The 20,570-nt window shown below is 35.7% G+C and carries 19 protein-coding genes; 9 read left to right on the forward strand and 10 right to left on the reverse strand.

The features are described 5' to 3' along the window. Positions 1-178: 178 nt before the first annotated feature. Complete coding sequence (locus tag ABF682_RS10935) at positions 179-973, forward strand: MotA/TolQ/ExbB proton channel family protein (protein WP_415619816.1); 795 nt, start codon at positions 179-181, stop codon at positions 971-973. Further along, positions 951-1,709, forward strand: coding sequence for an OmpA family protein (locus tag ABF682_RS10940; protein WP_415619817.1), 759 nt, complete (start codon positions 951-953; stop codon positions 1,707-1,709). The genes ABF682_RS10935 and ABF682_RS10940 overlap by 23 nt, the downstream gene beginning before the upstream one ends. Before the next feature lie 231 nt (positions 1,710-1,940). On the opposite strand, the gene ABF682_RS10945 is transcribed toward ABF682_RS10940, so the two are convergent. The 5 genes from ABF682_RS10945 to ABF682_RS10965 all read right to left on the reverse strand — a co-directional run bounded on the left by ABF682_RS10945 (position 1,941) and on the right by ABF682_RS10965 (position 7,583). Then, on the reverse strand, positions 1,941-3,965 hold the full coding sequence (locus ABF682_RS10945; protein ID WP_415619818.1) for a methyl-accepting chemotaxis protein: 2,025 nt from the start codon (positions 3,963-3,965) through the stop codon (positions 1,941-1,943). A 223-nt stretch (positions 3,966-4,188) separates the two neighbouring features. Further along, positions 4,189-4,614: an Rrf2 family transcriptional regulator gene (locus ABF682_RS10950; RefSeq protein WP_289980052.1), complete on the reverse strand. Its 426-nt coding sequence runs from the start codon at positions 4,612-4,614 to the stop codon at positions 4,189-4,191. 26 nt (positions 4,615-4,640) lie between these two features. Next, on the reverse strand, positions 4,641-5,486 hold the full coding sequence (locus ABF682_RS10955; protein WP_415619819.1) for an SDR family oxidoreductase: 846 nt from the start codon (positions 5,484-5,486) through the stop codon (positions 4,641-4,643). Between the two features lie 179 nt (positions 5,487-5,665). Continuing rightward, complete coding sequence (locus tag ABF682_RS10960; RefSeq protein WP_289980055.1) at positions 5,666-6,991, reverse strand: MFS transporter; 1,326 nt, start codon at positions 6,989-6,991, stop codon at positions 5,666-5,668. Positions 6,992-7,085: 94 nt separating this feature from the next. Further along, on the reverse strand, positions 7,086-7,583 hold the full coding sequence (locus ABF682_RS10965; protein ID WP_415619820.1) for a DUF1440 domain-containing protein: 498 nt from the start codon (positions 7,581-7,583) through the stop codon (positions 7,086-7,088). A gap of 218 nt (positions 7,584-7,801) precedes the next feature. Here ABF682_RS10965 and rihA point away from each other — a divergent pair, with 218 nt between their 5' ends. Further along, a complete protein-coding gene (gene rihA, locus ABF682_RS10970) occupies positions 7,802-8,731 on the forward strand; it encodes a pyrimidine-specific ribonucleoside hydrolase RihA (RefSeq protein ID WP_415619821.1) in 930 nt (309 codons plus the stop codon). Between the two features lie 16 nt (positions 8,732-8,747). Then, positions 8,748-9,275 (forward strand): GNAT family N-acetyltransferase, encoded by a 528-nt coding sequence (locus ABF682_RS10975; RefSeq protein WP_415619822.1) that lies wholly within the window; start codon positions 8,748-8,750, stop codon positions 9,273-9,275. A 120-nt stretch (positions 9,276-9,395) separates the two neighbouring features. Here the strand turns inward: ABF682_RS10975 and ABF682_RS10980 are convergent, their stop codons facing one another. Then, positions 9,396-10,496, reverse strand: a complete 1,101-nt coding sequence (locus tag ABF682_RS10980) for a glycosyltransferase (RefSeq protein WP_289980087.1) — start codon at positions 10,494-10,496, stop codon at positions 9,396-9,398. Between the two features lie 376 nt (positions 10,497-10,872). Here ABF682_RS10980 and ABF682_RS10985 point away from each other — a divergent pair, with 376 nt between their 5' ends. The 4 genes from ABF682_RS10985 (at position 10,873) to ABF682_RS11000 (ending at position 14,059) form a co-directional block, all read left to right on the forward strand. Beyond that, complete coding sequence (locus ABF682_RS10985; protein ID WP_289980062.1) at positions 10,873-11,529, forward strand: HD domain-containing protein; 657 nt, start codon at positions 10,873-10,875, stop codon at positions 11,527-11,529. A gap of 182 nt (positions 11,530-11,711) precedes the next feature. Beyond that, positions 11,712-12,584 (forward strand): metal ABC transporter solute-binding protein, encoded by an 873-nt coding sequence (locus ABF682_RS10990; RefSeq protein ID WP_289980064.1) that lies wholly within the window; start codon positions 11,712-11,714, stop codon positions 12,582-12,584. Between the two features lie 6 nt (positions 12,585-12,590). Next, positions 12,591-13,247: a metal ABC transporter ATP-binding protein gene (locus ABF682_RS10995; protein ID WP_289980066.1), complete on the forward strand. Its 657-nt coding sequence runs from the start codon at positions 12,591-12,593 to the stop codon at positions 13,245-13,247. Beyond that, positions 13,247-14,059: a metal ABC transporter permease gene (locus ABF682_RS11000; RefSeq protein ID WP_289980069.1), complete on the forward strand. Its 813-nt coding sequence runs from the start codon at positions 13,247-13,249 to the stop codon at positions 14,057-14,059. The genes ABF682_RS10995 and ABF682_RS11000 overlap by 1 nt, the downstream gene beginning before the upstream one ends. A 337-nt stretch (positions 14,060-14,396) precedes the next feature. Here the strand turns inward: ABF682_RS11000 and ABF682_RS11005 are convergent, their stop codons facing one another. The 3 genes from ABF682_RS11005 to serC all read right to left on the reverse strand — a co-directional run bounded on the left by ABF682_RS11005 (position 14,397) and on the right by serC (position 17,374). Next, positions 14,397-14,846: an NUDIX domain-containing protein gene (locus ABF682_RS11005; RefSeq protein ID WP_415619825.1), complete on the reverse strand. Its 450-nt coding sequence runs from the start codon at positions 14,844-14,846 to the stop codon at positions 14,397-14,399. Positions 14,847-15,105: 259 nt separating this feature from the next. After that, positions 15,106-16,281, reverse strand: coding sequence for a phosphoglycerate dehydrogenase (locus ABF682_RS11010; protein WP_289980072.1), 1,176 nt, complete (start codon positions 16,279-16,281; stop codon positions 15,106-15,108). 1 nt (position 16,282) lies between these two features. After that, a complete protein-coding gene (serC, locus tag ABF682_RS11015) occupies positions 16,283-17,374 on the reverse strand; it encodes a 3-phosphoserine/phosphohydroxythreonine transaminase (RefSeq protein WP_415619823.1) in 1,092 nt (363 codons plus the stop codon). A gap of 534 nt (positions 17,375-17,908) precedes the next feature. Between serC and ABF682_RS11020 the strand changes: the two genes are divergently transcribed. Then, positions 17,909-19,228: a LysM peptidoglycan-binding domain-containing protein gene (locus ABF682_RS11020; protein WP_415619824.1), complete on the forward strand. Its 1,320-nt coding sequence runs from the start codon at positions 17,909-17,911 to the stop codon at positions 19,226-19,228. A 399-nt stretch (positions 19,229-19,627) separates the two neighbouring features. On the opposite strand, the gene ABF682_RS11025 is transcribed toward ABF682_RS11020, so the two are convergent. Further along, the gene (locus ABF682_RS11025) at positions 19,628-20,410 is read right to left on the reverse strand and encodes a DUF975 family protein (RefSeq protein ID WP_289981782.1); all 783 of its coding nucleotides are present in this window, start codon (positions 20,408-20,410) and stop codon (positions 19,628-19,630) included. Between the last annotated feature and the right edge of the window lie 160 nt (positions 20,411-20,570).

Raw genomic sequence — 20,570 nt, forward strand, 5'->3', positions numbered from 1 at the left:
AGATTAAAATCAGTAATATTATATTACTCTCTTATGACTTATTTTTTTAAAAAACTCAAAATAAATATATTATTTGAGTATTTTATTCACTCATTATTGCTGCGTTAAATCTTTTGCTTTTTTAGCCGATATAGACAATGAACTCGATTCTATTATTTAATCAGGAGGCATACTCTCAATGGATTTTTTTCTACTAATCGGTATTATACTTGGCTTTATTGCAATAACAGTGGGTATGGTTTTAAAAGGTGCAAGCATCGCTGTACTACTGAATCCAGAAGCTATGATTGTTATTTTTGCAGGTATTACAGCTGCTGTCATAAACAGTTATCCATCTAGTGAATTAAAAAAGGTTCCCAAAATGTTGCTTATTTTAATCAAGACGAAAAAATTCGACAATCAAAAACTCATCTCAGAAATAGTTGACCTCTCCAACGTTGCCCGTCGAGATGGTTTACTTGCTTTGGAATCACAAAGAGAAGGATTAAATAACCCTTTTCTCGAGCAAGGACTAGAGATGGTAATAGATGGTTTGGGGGAAAAACAAATCAGAGAGATAATGGAAAATGAGATTGAAGGTATGGATGAACGTCACAGGAAAAGTGCAGGTATCTTCAAAACTGCAGGAACTACATCACCAACCCTTGGAGTTCTAGGTGCTGTAATTGGACTAATTGGCGCATTAGGCAACCTTAACAATGTAAATGCCCTAGGTACATCTATTTCCTCGGCATTTGTTGCGACCTTATATGGTATTTTCTTCGGATATGTAATTCTAATTCCTTTCAATTCAAGATTACTCGTCAAGTCCGAAAAGGAAATTGAAAACCTCAACTTAATTCTTGAAGGAGTTATCGCAATTCAGTCTGGTGCCTCGGCCAGCAGTATCGAGAAAAAGTTGTATAGTCTTACTAGCGAAAAGAAATCAGACAATAAAAAGGATTCTGCTAATGAAAAAACGAAAGAAGAATGAAGAACAAATCGACGAGGGTTGGCTATTGCCATATTCTGATATGCTGACACTTTTGTTAGCACTATTCATTGTTTTGTTTGCAATGGCCAAAGTTGATACTGCCAAATTTCAAGAATTCAAATCAGAATTTGGAACATTGCTATCAACACATCAATCATCAAATTCTATCGTAAATATCGGAAAAAAAAGCAAAACTCAAGGTTCCACTTTAAGTTCTGCCTTAAGTTCTGCTTCTTCACAAGAAAGTTCTTCAATTAACACCCAAGCAGCAGACAATCAATTAGAGATCATCAGACAACAATTAGCTGCAAATCTTCAGAGTTCTGGCTTAACAAACAACGTATCAGTTTACATAAAAAGCAATGATTTGCATATCGTTATAAACAGCAATATCTTGTTTGACTCTGGCAGTGCAACTCTATCAGAGAGCACACAAAATTTGTTGGCTTCGTTGTTTAGTCCTCTTAAAGCAGTTAGTACAAATCCAATTATTATCGCTGGCTATACTGATAACCAGCCATTAAAATCAACTTCTGCTTACAAATCAAATTGGGAACTTAGCTCTGCACGCGCAATATCAGTAATGAATTTTTTCGTGAGTAATAACGTTTTTTATGAAGATAATATATCAATTCAGGCCTATGGTGAGAATAAGCCCAAAGAAACAAATACAACTGCATCTGGCCGGTCCAATAACCGTCGTGTAGAGATAATAGTTGAAAAAAAATCAGCATGATCTTAGATAAACAGCTACTTTTGCTGTAAAATATGGAAGTTTAACTTATGAGACATGTTTATTTTTAACAAATAGAGCAACTAGTTCAAAATGAAGTGCCCCATAATAATTAGACAAAAAAATCTAATTATTATGGGGCACTTCATTTTTTCTTTTATTTAAAGTTACTGTATTCTTATAATCCTCTAACTTGTTGAGAAATCCTTGTTTCTTGATACATCATTTTAGATCTCACTTCACAGTTTTAAATCTCTCTGTTCCACGTTCCAATACTTCAGAAACTTCTTTCAAATCAGTAATATTCCTTGTAAATTCTGTCATTGTAGCCAAAACCTCTTCTGAATTTGCAGAAACTTCTTCTGTCCCAGCCGCATTTTCTTCTGTAGAAGATGCAACTCCTTCTAATTTTTCTAGCACATCTTTTTGAACTTCTTTGATTTTTTTACTGTATTGCTCAACTTCAACGATCTTTTCTAACAGCTTGCTGCTTTTTTTAAATACCTCTTGAGAAGAATCAATTGCGTTTTCGATTAACGCAGTTTGTTTTTGTCCACCAGCAACAGAAATAGCGGTTTGATTTACCATATCAGCCGATTGTTTTGTTATTTCTTGAATTATTTCTTCAATTTCCTTAGTCGAGTTTTTTGTTTTTTCTGAAAGCTTGCGGATTTCCGTGGCAACTACCGCAAAGCCCTTCCCTTCTTCACCTACACTGGCCGCCTCTATTGAAGCATTTAGTGCCAACAAATTGGTTTGATGTGAAACTCCATTAATAACATTAATTATCTTGTTAATATTCTGAATATTCCTATCAAGTCCTCCGACAGTTTGGTTCAAGTTCTCCATTTTTTCTAGTTCATCTTTCCAATTTTGCTCAACATTTGTTGTAATTCTAATATTATCTTTATTCAGTTTCGCAGCTTCTTTGGATGCACTAGTCATCTGTTCGACATTTCCACTCAATCCATTGGTAATATGCGACAGTTTTTGCAGTTTTGTAACACTATTTTCTGTGTCTTGGGCTTGAACCCCTGTGACCTCTGCTATTCCTGTTACTGTTTGTGCAACTTCCTCAGTTGCCTTATTAGTTTGATCACCCAGTTCCATGAGCAAATTTGATTTTTCAGCAACTATCCTTGTTTCTTCTTTAACCTGGTTAATAAGTTTACTGATAGAAATAATCATTTTATTGTATAGCGCAGTAATTCTACCGATTTCATTACCTTTTTCATCCGGTCTTAATATTCTATGGGCAATTTTATCCAACCATTTAGCAGTTTTATTAGGCTTATCTTCTATTACTGTGAGTTCTCCATGACCAGCTTTAATGAAATAACCGCTAAACTGTTTAACCAACAATGACATCATTTTACTTGCAAGCAGTGAGAACATGACTACGATAATCAGTGTAATAGTGATAACCCAAATAGCTGTCGTTATCAGGGAATGTAGTTCCTTATTTAAATCGGTTTTGCCAACCTTAGAAAAAGCCCATGTAGAGCTGTCAAAAGTTGTTTTGTCAAAATAAACTTCATCGATTTTATTTGATCCTTTAACAGCAATAGTTCCGCGGAGCTTTTTTGACTCTTTTATCCTCTTATAAAGCTCAGTTTTATCAATATTTTGTCCAAGTTGTAGGCCGTCATTTTTGCTTATATCATTGGTTGCTACCACACGACCAGAGTTAGATATTAAAGTCGCACTGCCCGTTCGTCCAACCTTAATTCCCATCGCCGTATTTTGGATACCTGTATATGAAGTATCCATTGCCAAAACCCCAACTTGCCCTTCATTATTATGTATTGCAATTGAAGCTGTTGCAATGTAATCACCTGCGCTATCTTTATATGGTGACGTCCAGTAAATACTACCACTATTTGCCAATCCACCTTTGTACCATTCCTTATTTAAAACACTCTTATTGCTCTTTGAGCTTGCAAAAGTAATTTTTTTAATATCACCATTTCCACCCTTGATTGCCTTCAAAGTATGATTGATATTTCCGCTATTGAACTTTGATTTAAAAATTTGCAGATATGCTAAATTTTTCAATTCCTGCTCAACCTTTGCTTGAAGAGTTTGTTTAGACGTTATTAAAATATTTGTTGCACTTTTTTTACTAATGTCGTTCCTAGAGATCAATAGATTTTTTGTCTGGATATAAGAACTTGTAGTAGTTAAAACCGTGGGTATCATAACTGCAATTACCAAAATTACTGCCATAATAGTTCCTATACTTGCCTTGTTTTTTTTCATAGAAAACCTCCGTCAACTCTTTTATTATGCCAAAAAGCATTTACACATATTATTACATCGGCTTTCCAGCTTTTTTTTTAATCCTCTAATTTAAAATTAGTTATAAAATTAGCTCATAAAATAAAAGTTATCCTCCAGGTTATTATTGCACACAAAAACAGTGGCCTATTTCCTAAAAAAGGACAGCCACTGCATTTTACAGAATGCTTAGTTTATCTGTACACTAATTGGTGCGTTCTACCAAAATTCCATCTATAATTTTCTTTAGCGAAATTTTCTTCATTTCCGCTTCTGCTGCAATCTGGACTTTGGCATACTCAACTTCTAAAACCCTTTGAATGTTTCCGCCAACAATACAATTTGGATTGGTCTTATCATCCACATGAAGTAAATTATGCTCATCTATTATTGCACTATAGATATCAAATAAAGAAATCTTGGCACTATCTTTAGCCAAAGTTGGCTGCGCGATTCCTTTTTGTGTTATCAAAAGTCCACTACGAGTCAAGTACATCATCAATCTTCTTACAAGGCTAGGATTAGAATTAATACTTTTAGCAATTTCGCCGCTTGATAAAGTTTGTCCCCTACAAATTTCAATATATGCCATGATATGCACGGCATCACTCAACTTATGAGAATACTTCATATTATCCCTTCTCTCGTGCTAGGATATTATATCTCTAATAAAGCATCCTTCAAAGATGTGGGCTCTCTGCCTAGAACATCCGCCAAATCTCGATCATTTTCTGTAAGCTCACCATCTTTAATTAAGTTTTGAATCATTAAAAGGATATCGGCCGCATCCCTTAATCCCGCCTTGTTTAACTCACCACGATATTCATCATCAGACAAAGATTCGATTTTAAACTGTCTTTTAGAAACAGTGGCAATCGTTTTAGCAAGGTCAGCAAATGAAAGCGAATTGCCAGCAAATTCATAGACTGTCTTTGGAATTTCTGTCACTAAAACCTTTGCTGCAGCTTCTGCATACTCCCTTTCAAGTGCCCATCCAACACGTCCTTCACCCGCTGAATATTGAAATGGATGACCTGCAAAGGCTCCCTTTATAAGATCAATCTGATTCTCCAGATACCAGTTATTTCTCAAAAATGCATGTCTTAGTCCACTGTCAGTCAATGCTTTTTCAGTAATTTTATGATCTGCTGCCAAAGGGCTCTTGGCCTGATCTGCATGTGGAAAACTAGTATAAGCAACAAAGTTTACTCCTGCATTTTGTGCTGCCTGCACAACATTCAGATGCTGCTTATCACGTGGGTAGCTTCCACCTGGAATTGATGAAATGAAGAGCAAGCGCCCAATTCCAGTAAATGCTTTCTCAAGCCCTTTTTCATCAGTATAGTCTGCCTGCCGAATTTCAATTCCTGCAGGCAAAGATTTTTCAGCTTTCTTTACGTTACGAGCAAATGCTACAATATCCTCCTTATCAACCAATTCAGTCAGATATTCGACCGCTTTTTTGCCAAACTTGCCTGTTGCTGCTGTAACTCCGTATTTCATATTAGATTGCCCCCTGTATTTTTTAAAATCACAACTTACTAGTTATAAATTAACACAGAAGAAAAATATCAGCAACTATCTAGCCTGCATATTTAGCCAAGCAAAATTTTTCCCAATAAAAAAGTGTCACAAATTTTGTTCAAATCACAAAAAATGTAACACCTTCGCTTTAAATATCCCTAATCATCAGAGTTAATTGCTTTCTGTAATTTACTCTCATTATAAAAATGCAGGATGATAATCATCAATACATAGATAATAAGAGGTATCCAAACATAGTTCATATTGATCATCTTCAAGGTTGTTAAATTTTGCTTAGCATTTGGCACATATCCTGCAAAATCAAATAACCCAGCAGTAATTAAGCCACTCAAACCTAGCCCTAGGTTAACACCTAGTATATTCGTAGAAGAAAGTATCCCTTCTGCTTGTATTCCCAACACTGTGCCATAACGAATTGTATCGGCAATCATAATTGAGACCAATCCAACGATAATTCCGTTACCGACAGAATTAATAAAGATACCACCAAAAATAATGATCAAATTGCTGAAATATACACCGCCAGCTAAAATAAATTGCCCAATTAATGCAGTAATCATTCCCAAGGTCATTACTTTTTTCTTATCATGTTTAACTGTCAATCTGATGATCAACATTACACCAATCAAGGATGAAAAAGTAAAGCTACTTGCCCATGGAACTAAGTCAGCATTGTTCCATACATATTTGAAATAATAAATTGTCGTTTGATTTTTAATACCTGTAACTAACCAAAACAGCAAGATAACTACGGACAAGACGAGCCAGGGAGTATTCTTCTTTAACATCCCAAATACTTTTGATAATGGCTGATGTGCAATCTCCCTGACTGTGAAACGTTCACGAATTTGAAAAAAGGTATTCAAAATCAGAATCAATGAGATGATTCCAAATAAAATAATTGTCCATAAAAACCCTACTCGTTCATTACCACTCCCAAAAAGTGCCACTAGAGGTATTGTGAACACAGAAACAATAATCTGTCCTGCACTCCCCCCAAATTGACGAACAACTCCTAACAAAGTTATTTCACGCGAATTTTGTGTCATTGCCGGCAGTACAGATGTGATTGGCGAATTGACTGTTGTGTAGAAAAAGCCTAATCCAAGATAGGTTACATATGCCCAAATCAATTTACCTTGCTCAGAAAAATTGGGCGTTGCAAAGGTCAAAATTGCAAATGCAACATATGGTACCGCATACCACAAAAAGAAAGGTCTGCTTTTTCCAAATTTTGAATGTGTATTGTCAATCATAATACCCACAACGACACTTCCGATTACATCAGCAATGCGCGCAACCACAAATAAAATTGCTACTGCTCCTGAATTCAGCCCATAGACATCTGTATAAAAATAAAGAAGATATGTTGTCATTACCTGAAAAACAAGATTATCAGCGGCGTCACTCAGGCCATAACTAATTCTTTCAGGCCATTTTGTTTGCCATTTATTTTTTTCCACTACTAGAATTCCCCCTCTTTATAGAACTATCAAATAGAACTGCAAACAATAATTGTTCTGCTCTATGCTCTAACCCTAGGTGAATGCCCCACTCTTATTTTTGTTCCTGATTACTTAATTCTTCAATTACTACATGATTAACCCACATCCATGCCATATGACCCAATAGTTCAGACACATGTTCCTCTATCGGCTGATCTTTTGCTGCAGGAACTGTCCCCATAGCTGGCATTAGCCCAACATGAGTTGCTGCCCAAACACCTACACCAAACAAGGTCCCCTGTCCTGCCTTAATTACTGGCACATAATGACCCGCAACACTGTAGATCATTCCAAACGTTGCTGAAAAGCCAAAATGAATGATGAAGCTTGCCCATGGCAACTCATGCTCTGAGTAAGTATATGTAGCATGTGTGAGCGACTCGGGGATTCCCAATTGCTGCATAAAAGTCTGAGGTGGATTTGTTGCATCTCTTTCTGGTGTTCTGGGAGGCAACAAATTCTCCCAGCCTAACTTAACAAATCCTGAAACAATTCCTGCTATCCCGCCAATTACAAGCGCATCTTTTAAGTCAAAATTTTTCTTTTCCATTTGAGTTAGTCTCCTTTCAAATCTTTAGATAAGTTTAGCCTATTTATTAGAATTGCGCTAACATTTAGTTTTTATATAATCTTTAATTGCACTCGCTGTTAAGCTATCATAGAAATCAGTACCACTTTACTTTTTAGTAATTTTAAAAAAAGGTGTTATTTCAAGAGATAATTGTATACAATACACCTTACATAGTTGTTTTGGAGGAGGAATTTTTAATGAAGAAGATTATAATCGATTGTGATCCAGGACACGACGATGCTTTGGCACTTGTTATGGCAGTCGCGGCCCCTGACCTAGATATTTTAGCGGTAACAACATCAGCCGGAAACCAAACTCCTGATAAAACACTTAATAATGCAATGCGCATGTTAACTTTATTAAAGCAAAGAAATATCCCAGTTGCTGGAGGTAATAAAAAACCGCTGATGCAAGACTTGATAGTTGCAGAAAATGTCCATGGTGAGACTGGACTTGATGGTGCAGTGCTGCCAGATCCTGATTTTATGCCTGCAAAGATCCCTGCCGTCCAATTAATTGCAGAAACACTTAGTTCCGCTGCAGAACCAGTTACCCTAGTTGTAACTGGCCCAATGACTAATATTGCACTCTTTTTACAAATTTATCCCCAATTAAAAACAAAAATTGCTCAGATTGTGTTTATGGGGGGAGCAATGAATACAGGAAATTATACTCCCAGCTCAGAATTCAATATTGCGGTCGATCCTGAATCTGCAAAAATCGTTATAAATTCAGGACTGCCATTGGTTATGGCAGGGCTGAATCTAACTCATCAAGCACAAATCTATCAAGAAGAAATTGAAAACATTCGCAAAATTGATAATGAAGTTGCACACAGTACAGCAGGTCAATTGGACTTTTATGGTATTTATTACGGACAAGACAAGTGGGGGTTCAAAGGAATTCCTCTACATGATCCTTGTACAATTGCTTGGCTCCAGCATCCCGAATACTTTGAGGGAGCTGATTATCATGTTGATGTTGAAGTGGCTGGCACATTGACACGCGGTGAAACTGTTGTTGATCGTTTTAATCTATTAAATCTCCCCAAGAATGTCCATGTATTAACCACTGTTCAACGCCAGAAATTCATTCAATTACTTACAGATGCAATTGCTTCATTCTAAAAAAGGAAGTGAGAACTTGGCATTAACTTATATTCGTTTAGCAACCCAAAATGATATCCCCAAAATGCTTATCATTGTGAAAGAGGCACAACAGCTGCTTGCTTTTGAAGGTATACCACAGTGGCAAAACGGTTATCCAAGCAAAGAAACATTACTAGCTGATATTGCTAAAAAAATAAGCTATGTACTGGTAGTAGGACAAGAAGTCGCTGGTTTTGCTGCCCTCTTGCAAGAGCCTGATGACAATTATCAAAAAATTACTGATGGTGAGTGGATTAGACCAGAAGATACACACTATGCCACTATCCATCGGATCGCTGTTTCTTCACATTTTCATGGGAAGCATCTGGCAGAAACATTCATGAATCACTTATTCTCAATCTCATATTCACTTGGTTTTAAACAGATTAGAATTGACACTCACGAAAAAAATACGCGAATGCAATACCTAATCAAAAAAATGGGATTTACTTATTCTGGTATTGTTTATATGAACAACAACTCAGATGATTGTCGTAACGCCTATCAACTTTTTGTGAACTAATTACTTTTTGAACTACAAAAAAAGCTGGGACTAATTTTTCTAGTCTCAACTTTTTTATTGACTTAAGTTATTAAACGCATTCGTTTTCACTCTATTATTCTCTTTTCAGTTTTAAATATTTTATACTAGTTCCCTCTTTGTTTCTGCAATTACAGGTATCCAACGATCTGCTACTGCCTTTGGTGCAAAGTGTTTAATCCGCTCAAGCGATCGCTCAGAATAGTAGCGTCTCAAGAAGCGGCTGGTTGTCATCTTATCTAAGACACGAACCATATCAGCCACATCTTGCGGCTTGGTCATAATACCATAACGATTCTCACGCAGATATTCTGCTGAACCTGTATTCTCCATTGCCACAATTGGTAACCCAAATCCCATTGCTTCACCCATCACCAATGGCATTCCTTCCCATCTCGAGGTCGAAACAAAGATTGAAGCCTCTTCATAATGTTTTTGCAGTTCATGATCTTTAAGCGCGCCGCGATAAATGATTTTATCAGCAACATCAAATTTTTCAACCAATTCCGCAAAGATTACCATGTCTTCAGGCGTTCCTTTACCTGCAATTGCAATCTTCCAGTCATCTTGGAGCGACTTTGCAGTTTCCAATAATAAATCAATTCCCTTATGCTGAATTGCGATTCTTCCTGTGAATGCAATGATATGACTATTCAAATCAGCCTTCTTATCTGGAATTAAAGTTAGTGGATTGTAAATTTTAACGGTTTGCTGATTAAACTGGCAATAATTCTCATAATCTGAGTCGGTCAGCACAACCACTGTATCTGCCGCCTCTAATCCTTGTTTGAATTCATTCAACATTCCTGCATAATATTGTGTCACATAGGTATTGAAATTATTATGCATCCATGCAATTACATTCACATTCGGGACGTTTTCTTTAATGAAAGGTGCAAAACTTGTCAGCAACCCTGCAGGTAAAATTACACATCCGTAATTTTCTTCATCCAGATACTCACATAAATCAGCAATCTGTTCAGCATATTCATCATATGGATTCTCTCCAAAAAAATTCAAAATATTACTTGATACAGGGCGCTTAGCTATTATCATGGGTGCCTTCAGCTCATAATATGGCTCGCCCTCACTTAGCGAGTAAAATGCAACGTCCATTTCTTCACTCAGGGTGTTGCCCAAAACCGTTGATGCGCGCTTGACACCATCCATCACAACATTCTCTAATGCTATTAATACTTTCATAAAATTCGCTGTTCCCACATTGAAAACAGCTACCTCCCTTCTATACTTTGCGTTATAACAGTCACACCTTTCCCACATTTAGAAGTTACCAAAAAACTCGGATCGGACATTCGGTTTAGATTCGGGCGATAGCTCCTTGTTAGGAATTCTACCATGTAAAAAAATTAAAAAAAAGTAAAATGTCTTATACTATATTCTCCACCGCATAGTTTTTGCTGTTTTCTAGACATCTTTTACCTTTTTTATATTTCCCAAAGATGAATATCTGCTAATTTTTTTAAATCATATTTATGTTGAAAGTATCTTTTATACATTCGATACTCTCAGTATTATTTGCTATAATCATTACTGAGATTGCAAAGGAGGCAATTTGATTATGAATTTATCTAGCAAAATTGCAAAAGTACATAATTTCTCTCTAAAACAAATGGGTTCTGATACAACTGGTCATGGATTTGACCATATTCTGCGTGTAGTTAATCTGACCAAAAAAATACTTAAAAGTGAACCCGGTAATCCTTTAATAGCAATTTCTGCTGCTTATCTTCACGATGTGGCAGATGACAAATTAGTAAAGGATCCCGCTGCACAGAATGTTAAAACGATTGCTTTTTTAAAAGAAAGTGATTTTTCAGACGATGAAATTACTGAGATACTGGATATTACAAAAAATCTTTCATTTAGTAAATCTTTAGGTCAGAATCCACCTATATTATCTATTTCTGGAAAAATAGTCCAAGACGCAGATCGATTAGATGCAATTGGTGCCATTGGTACACTGCGCGCTATCTACTATGGAGGAAAAAATTCACAAGTAATATACGATCCCACAGTTAAACCGCGAACATCAATGGATAAAACAGAATATCGTAATCTTTCAAGAGAAACCATCATCAATCACTTTTATGAAAAGCTTCTTAATTTAAAAGCAATGATGAATACCAATACTGCAAGGAAAATTGCTGCGGGCAGACAAACATTCATGTTGAACTTTCTGGAAGAATTCTTAGGCGAATGGAATGGAAAACTATAATAAAATTTAAATAGTAATTCAGAAGTTATTTCCCCTAGTATATTGGCTTTTTTGTTTTTTGATAACAGTAATAATTACTATTATCACATCAAATGTCCTTGACAGTCGAGCCTTAATTAGATACTATTCTAAATTGTAATTATTACTATTAAAAGTTACATACTATATTGGAGGATATCATTATGAAGAAAAAGAACTATCTTTTCTTGCTTTTATCTTTAATTTTAATTCTTGCCGGATGTTCGGCAAATACTCAAAAAAAAGCAAAGGGAATTTCGGTTGTTGCTACAACTGACTTTTATGGGGAAGTTGCAAAGGCAGTTCTTGGCAGTCATGGCTCGGTTACATCCATTATTAATAATCCAAGCATTGACCCACATGACTTTGAACCAACTACTAAAACTGCAAAAACTGTCGCTAATAGTGACATACTGCTCTATAATGGGATTGGTTATGATTCTTGGGCAAAGAAATTATCTGGTGCAAAGAAGATTGCAGTTGGTGAAGATATTATGAATAAAAAAGATGGTGATAACGAACATCTTTGGTACAATAGTAAAACAATGCCTGCTGTTGCCAAATATCTAGCTAAACGTTTTGGTAAGATTGATTCTAAACACAAGGAAGAATATTTAAAGAACGCAAAAAAATATGCAAATAGTCTTTCTAAGTTAGATACAATGATTAATCAGATCAAAAAGAACAGCAATAACAAGCTAGTTGATGTTAGTGAACCAGTCTTTGATTATGCATTACAAGATATGGGTTATAAGGTTAATAATGTACATTTTTCTAACTCTGTCGAGAAGGGAACGGATCCTTCTCCTAGTGATATTAAGGATATGCAAAATGATATTAAAAATCATAAAATTGCATTCTTTGTTCAAAATACACAAGCAAGTGATAAGGTTGTAAAGAACCTAGTAGCATTGTGCAAGCAATATAACGTCCCAGTAGTTAGTGTTACAGAGACTCTTCCAAAACACAAAGACTACTTTAATTGGATGAAAGGCGAGTACCAGCAGGTTCTAAATATTCAAAAAAGCGAGAGTTAATCTAGTATGAATTCAATGATAGAAGTTAAGAATCTGGATATCCAGGTTCCCGGGAAGCAATTATTTAAAAATCTAAATTTTACCATTCCCTCCAATAAGTTAACCTGCATGACTGGTGAAAATGGAGTTGGTAAAACAACTTTAGTGAAGCATATTCTGCAAAGTTTCAAGACGAAAGATAGACGAATCAATATTAATACCACTCGCTCCAAAACGCAATATGTGCCTCAATTACGCAATATTGATGATGAATTTCCATTAAGTATCCATGATTTTGTTGGACTCGGCCTTCGCCAATCTAACCTGTTGTGGCACACTAAATCTGAGAAAAAGCTGTTGCAAGATATTATTGAAAAAACAAATCTTGCTACAATTGAGAATCATCCGCTGGGAGCAGCCTCAGGTGGAGAAAAACAGCGTGCATTTTTAGCACAAGCTTTATGTGCTGAGCCTAACTTATTAATATTGGATGAGTCAACTGCCAGTCTTGACACAAGCACAAAGAATGAACTGCTTGTTTTAATTCGTTCTCTATTAGTAGAACAGGACATTACGGTCTTATTCATCACACATGATCCTGAATTAATAGAAAAATATGCAGATTATGTTCTTCACTTGTCGCATCTGCAAGCAGAACTTATCAGAAAGGAGCGTAGAGAATAATGCTGCAATTTGATTTTATGCGCTATGCTTTTATTGCAGGTATTTTTATCTCCTTAATCTGTGGGGTAATGGGGACTTTCGTCGTTGCACGCCAAACTTCTTTTTTCACACATACTCTCTCTGAAATCGGATTTTCAGGAGCAGCTTTTGGAATATTTTTAGGCATCAGTCCGTTATTAGGTATGATTATCTTCACAATGGCTAGTGCTTTGTTTATTGGAATTTCGGGCGATCGACTTAGTAGACGTGAATCATCAATTAGTCTCTTCTCTGGGCTTTTTATTGGATTAGGGATTCTATTTCTTTCTTTGTCCAGTAAGCAGTCCAGCTATGCAACTAATATTTTATTCGGCAGTATTGTTGGAATAAATATCGGAAATCTCTACTCACTAATAATATTGAGTGTTTTTATTTTGATAGTCATTACGTTATTATTCAGACAGTTGGCTTATAACTCTTTTGATGTGACCGGTTCTCAGTACAACCAGCATCTTAATTTACTGACTTCTATCATTTTCTTAGGCCTATTAGCCCTTACAATCAGTGTAACTTCACAGATTATCGGTTCTTTGTTAATATTTGTTTTATTGACGATTCCTGCATCTTCGGCGAAATACTACACACCGTCACTCTGGAAGATGATTTTTCTATCAACTATTTTTTCACTTGGTGGAATCTGGATTGGTCTTTATCTCTCATATGTAACAAATTGGCCAGTCACATTTTTTATTACAATGATTGAGGCGCTTATCTATTGTTCTGCCTTGATATATCATCAATTACAAATCAGCAAATCATTACTCAAAAATTAAGAATATCTGTCAAGGTTAGGGCAAAAGTTCTCAAAATGAAGAGTTCCACAAAAGAGTGTGTGCCATAAGTCGGGAAAATTTGAGTACCAACTAGAAATTACGAACATAGCGAGCGAGTAATTCGAAGTTAGACGGAGAATTCTAACTTATGGCACACGTTTATATGGAACAAATAGAGGCAGGTTCAAAAGTTAACTTTTGAACCTGCCCTTTCATTATGCCCAACATTTGGAGGACATTTTACTACTACTATTATTATTTACATGTTTTAACTCATTACAGACTCTGCCTTGGACAAAAAGTATCACGAACATATCGTAATCGCTTTCAAAAAGATTTACTCAAATAAGGTACTAGCAAAATTAATCATTTTTCTATTCTGTCCGTTAAACAACGGAGGCAAATTGTTAAAAGCAAAATATGCTGTAGTTATCGTTTCTTTCGTAGGAGTGGTAATCCTGTTCCCGGAAAAGGAGTTAATCAGATATAGATTACAAAAAACCTGTGCCTTATCACCATTTGGATATAAAACAAAATCCATAAAATTTCCTAGCGCTTTTACATCTTCAGCTTTGAAACCACAGTCTTCTGTTACTTCCCTGTACAATGCATCTAAATAGGATTCTCCATATTCAAGGTACCCTCCTGGCAAACTCCAATTAGAAGTATCAACACGTTTTTGTAATAGCAGTTCTTTTCGTTTATTAGTAATTACTCCTGCAGAAGCATTCAAAATAATCGGCATATTACCAACCTGACCCCTAATTTCTTCAATATATCCCATAATATATCCTTTCCAAATATAGATTTTTAGAGTTCTATAATAATTACAGTACTACAAAAAATACGTAACTTCTATATATAATCAAATAAGGAACTGGGTCAAAAGTTAATTTTGATCTAGTCCCTCTCCTACATTTAGTCAAGCCCCTAATTTCAAGCTAATACTCAAATTTTACCGATTTATGTCACACTTTCCCCTATGTAGTTGTGATATATAACCTAAACTCTGTTTCCTAATGTAATAAAATTATACAAGTTCTAAGCTATTCATTCTTCCTTATCTCTCTTACCCTAATTACCTCTGGGATCTTATTTAATTCATTCTTCAATTCAGTGAAAGTTTTCTCAGAAATATTATCCGTATCAATCATTGTATAAGCAATCTGTTCACGACTGCGATTAATCATGTTATCAATATTAATGTCATATCTAGCAAGAATCGTTGTAATTCTCCCGACCATGTTCGGAACATTCTGATGAATCAGAGTAATACGGAAACTAGAATCAAAAGGCATCTCGACCGCTGGAAAGTTCACAGAATTAATAATGTTACCCGTCTCTAAATACTTTCTTAGAGTTTGTGCTGCCATTATTGCTCCATTTATCTCAGCTTCAAGCGTTGTCCCACCAATATGCGGAGTAACCATAGTATTATCGTGATTAATAACCTTCTCTGAACTGAAGTCTGTGATATACTGTGCAACTTTATGGCTATCTAGAGCATCTATGACTGCTCCTTCATTAACAATTCCCCAGCGTGAATAATTTAAAAGAATTGCTCCCTCTTTCAACTCTGATAATTCTTTTGCAGTGATTAGATCCTTGTTATCTTCTGTGTATGGAATATGAATAGTAACATAATCGCTTTGTTGCAGTAGTTCACTCAGATTTTTTGCACGCGGAATATCATTTGATAGACGCCAAGCATGCTCCACACTAATATATGGATCATAGCCAATTACTCGCATCCCCAAGTCCGCCGTTGCTCGTGCTACTCTGGAACCAACTGACCCAAGCCCGATTATCCCAATTGTCTTACCTTGCAACTCAGTTCCTGCAAAGTGATTCTTCCCTTTTTCTGTTTGCAGACTGACATCTGCTCCATTCAATTTTCTAGCCCATTGAACCGAAGAAAAAACTGGTCGTGTTGCTAGAATCAGCATTGCTACAATTAGTTCCTTAACCGCGTTAGCATTTGAACCAGGTGTATTAAAAACAACTGTTCCGTTTGAATCAGCTTCAGCAAGCGGAATATTATTAACACCTGCTCCCGCCCTTGCAATTGCAAGCACACTGGTACCAAATCTCGTTTTGTGCATGTCCTGGCTTCTAATCAGCAACGCATTGGGCTTATCAGTCTTATTGACTGTATACATATCAGCAGGAAGTTCTGCGAGTCCTTCTGGAGCGATCATATTGTAGGTCTTAATATCCAACATTTTAGTCCACTTCCTTATGTTCTAATTCAAATTTTTCCATAATAGTGATTAATTTTTTTACACCCTCTATTGGGAATGCATTATATAAACTAGCACGCATCCCACCCACTAAACGGTGCCCTTTTAAACCAACTAAATTATTTGCAGTTGCTAATGTGATAAATTGATTATCTAATTCTGCATTACCTGTTATAAAAGGCACATTAGTTAGCGAACGGCTTTCAACATCCACTGGTGATTTAAACAGTTTTGACGAATCAAGAAAATCATAAAGCAGCTGTGCTTTTTGCCGATTTCGCTTTTCCATTTCATCAACTCCTCCTTGTGCAAGGAGCCATTTAAAGACCAGTCCGGCACAATAAATTGCAAAAACAGGCGGTGTATTTAATGTTGAATGCTTGGCAACCAACTTCTTATAACTTAACATTGAAGGGAGTTCGGGTGCTTTTTCCACTAAATCATGCCGAATAATTACCACAGTCAATCCAGCAGGCCCAATGTTCTTTTGCGCACCTGCATAAATCATTCCAAAGTCTCTCACATCATATCTCTGCCCTAGGATATTTGAAGACATATCCCCTATTACAAGTTGTTGTTTTTCGTAAGGAATTGTGCGAAATGCAGTTCCTTCAATTGTATTATTCAGAGTGATATGGACATAATCTACATCTTCTTGTAAAGGGCCCACTATATTCGGCAGTTTTGTGTACTTTGAATCTGCCCCACTAGCAACCTTATTAACACTTATGCCATCAAGCACTTGTGCCTCTTCAATAGCCCTTTGTGACCAGTGACCAGTATCAACAAAGCCTATTTTCTTTTTATTAATAGCTAAGTTCAATGGTGCCATTGTAAATTGCAGCGTTGCTCCACCCTGCAAAAACAATACATCATATTCATCTGGAACATTCATTAGCATACGTAGATTTTTTTCAGCATCCTTTTGGATATCAGCAAAAAGTGAGGAACGATGACTAATCTCCATAACACTCATACCACTATTTTTATACGAAAGTAATTCCCTTTGGACCTGTTCTAAAACTTCTTTCGGCATAACAGCAGGTCCAGCAGAAAAGTTGTAAACAATCGCCATATTCCTTCACTTCTTTCTAATTAATTTTAAAGTATGCTCTAATATTCGAATATAGACAAAATTAGGCTAGATGTCAATGGTATTAGTCACAAATAATCAATTTACCCACTACAGTTATTTTTGATACACTAATCTCTTTTCCAAATCAATAAAATTATATTTCAATTAAAATTTTTAAATTTAACATACTTGTAATAATCTAAAACGAACTTCATTCCCATATTTAAGAAAAAGTAATAGCTATCAACAGTTGTATTAAAAAAGTCTTCTTAAGGCGGGTGTAATGTTTTTGTAATATTCTTAAGAAAAAAAGTTCTTATAAATTATTGCAAATCCTATTGTAATAGCACTTTAAACTAGAAAAATTTTTCAAAAAAAATAATTTTCGCTCAAAAACACTATTCTTTCGGTAATTGTTTGCATTTTGTTACACAAGAGCTTAAAATGTAATATTTTTTGTACTGTTATGCAATAAAGATAGACTACAATCAAGTTATTGATTAAAAAAAATAAATAACGTAGGAGTGAATTAATTTGAAACGTACAACGAAAACATTATTAGCAAGCACTATTGGTGCGGCGAGTTTATTTCTTGCTTCTACAACAAACGCAAGTGCTTCAACAACAACTGTTAAGGTAAATAAGAACGACACTGTTTGGGATCTCTCACAAAAATATGGTGTTTCCATTAAGTCAATTGAAACTTTAAATAATATTAATCAGAATAGTCATTTGATCATTACTAGTCAGACATTAACTATTCCTGATAGTGATAGCACTTCAGATTCAAACTCTACATCAGCTACTACTTCCACTGTTTCAGTTACAGACGGAGATTCATTGTGGGCCATCGCTCAAAAATATAATACAACAGTTGATAGTTTACGTTCTTTAAATGGACTATCATCAACAGAAACGCTAATTAAACCAGGTCAAACTTTGAAAATTAATGGTTCTGCAGATACTAGTTCTACATCTTCAGATAATCAAAGTACATCAACAACAGCAAGTTCTACAACTACGACAACTACAGAAAGTACAACAACTGCTACACCTTCTGTTACTGTCTCAGCAAACCATGTTACATATACTGTTAAGTCTGGTGACTCTCTTTATACTATCGCTCAAGCTTATGGTGTTACCGTAGCTTCTTTGCGCTCATCGAATACATTAGAATCAGCTATTTTACCAGGTCAAACTTTGACGATTAATGATCCTACAAAGACACCATCAACAACAGAAACAACAGCAGCAAGCAGTACAGCTAGCTCAGCTGCTGCTTCAACTACAAGTGCTGCTAGTTCTTCCGTGGCTGCCAGTTCTAGCTCAACAGCAACAACTACAAGTGCTGCTAGTTCTTCCGTCGCTTCTGTTGCTAGCTCAAGTTCAGCTGCTGCTACAACAACCAGTGCCGCTAAAAAGACTACCAGTTCTTCTGTTGCTAGTTCCACTGCTACAACTGCAGCTTCTAGCAGTACAGCTACAACATCGTCAGTATCTACGTCATCAGTTGTTTCATACGCAACTTACTTAGCTAGTCAAAACATTCCTTACGCCTATGGTGGAACATCATTAAGTGGTTTTGACTGCTCTGGATTCGTTCAGTATGTATATGCACATTTTGGTGTATCATTACCTCGTACTTCAGAAGCACAATCAACAATTGGTACAGCCGTTGCTGTTAGTCAAGCTAAAGCCGGAGACTTATTATTCTGGGGTTCTCAAGGTTCATCATGGCATGTAGGTATCTATATTGGTGGTACAAGCTATGTTGCTGCTCCATCATCTGGTCAAAATGTAAGTATTAAGAGTTTCCAATACTTCCAACCATCTTTCGCAATTCACATGAACTAATTAACAGTTACTAAGCTACGATGACTGATATTATCAGTACCGTAGCTTTTTTTATGCATTGCTTTTTTGGAATTCGGAAAAACTTCAATCGAGATTGTTAATAGAAACTGTTTTAGAATGTATTTTAAGGCCTTGAGCCTCTTTTCAATAGAGAAGAGCTTAATTCATTATTAATTAGCTGTATAGCCTCTTTTTTTAAGATTAGAAACTAAAAAAGACTGTGATATAGGGAGGGAAAATTTGAAGGTAGATGACGAGTTTGACTTATGGAGCACATTTATTCGCAATAAATATAGGGTCTGGGTCAAAAGCTAACTTTTGACCCAGACCCTTATTTTAGACTTATAATCTGAAATCTGACACTAATTGAAATGATTAAAACTATCATTTCATTCTTAATTAATATTCAACTATAACTGATCCTTTTTCGTCATCATTCTTGTCTTGTTCATTATCTGAAATACCACTATTTTCTGTTAAACTCTTATAATAGGCAGCATAAGTTGCTAATTTATATGGAGTTACCCAAATGAAACCTAATCCCAGGGTCAGTATTGCCACTATATCCCATCCAATAAAGCTTAGCTTAAGAACAAAAAATTCAAACTTATGACCCACCATCAATTCTCTGCTTTTTGTAATATAATCTAAGAAATTAAAGTCATCAGCATTTTTTGCTTGTGACATATCCTTGTATACAAAATATGTTTGCGAATAAGCAAATGATTTTATAATTCCTGGAATAATAAGTAACAACGACCAAAAAAATACAAAAATATTGATTAAAATATACAATACAAGAATTCCTAGAAAATTCCTTTTTGTAAATACACTAAACGCACCCTTAAGCACGCTAAAATCAGCATTTTTTGTTCTTAACCAGTCTAAGAAAGTAAAACCAATCCCCGTCAAAAGCATTGTTACTATAATTCCTCCAGCACTATTGCCAAGAAGATTCCCATGTTCAAATGTACCACCAGTGGTATCAACTGTAGATATTCCCTTCATCACACTATCACTATATTCTGCAAATACTATGGCCAGCAGCATTATAGCAAAAAAGCCTATAATTGTTACAATAATTTGAAATATTACAGGGATAAGTGCTAACTTAATTGCTTGCCCCCAATGTCCTTTGAAGGTCACCTTTACCTCATCTTTTAGTTCTTTACGTGTCTTCATTTTTTAAAACCCCTATTCTTTTATTCCTATTATGTATTATACTTTAAAAAACAGTATTTTTATACGAAAAGGACACTGATATTAAAAATACCAGTGTCCTTTTTGATTTGCACGGCAACGACCTATCCTCGCAGGGGGCGATCCCCCAACTACTATCGGC

The sequence above is a fragment of the Liquorilactobacillus sp. genome (genome assembly GCF_047719775.1).
Lineage (GTDB): Bacteria > Bacillota > Bacilli > Lactobacillales > Lactobacillaceae > Liquorilactobacillus.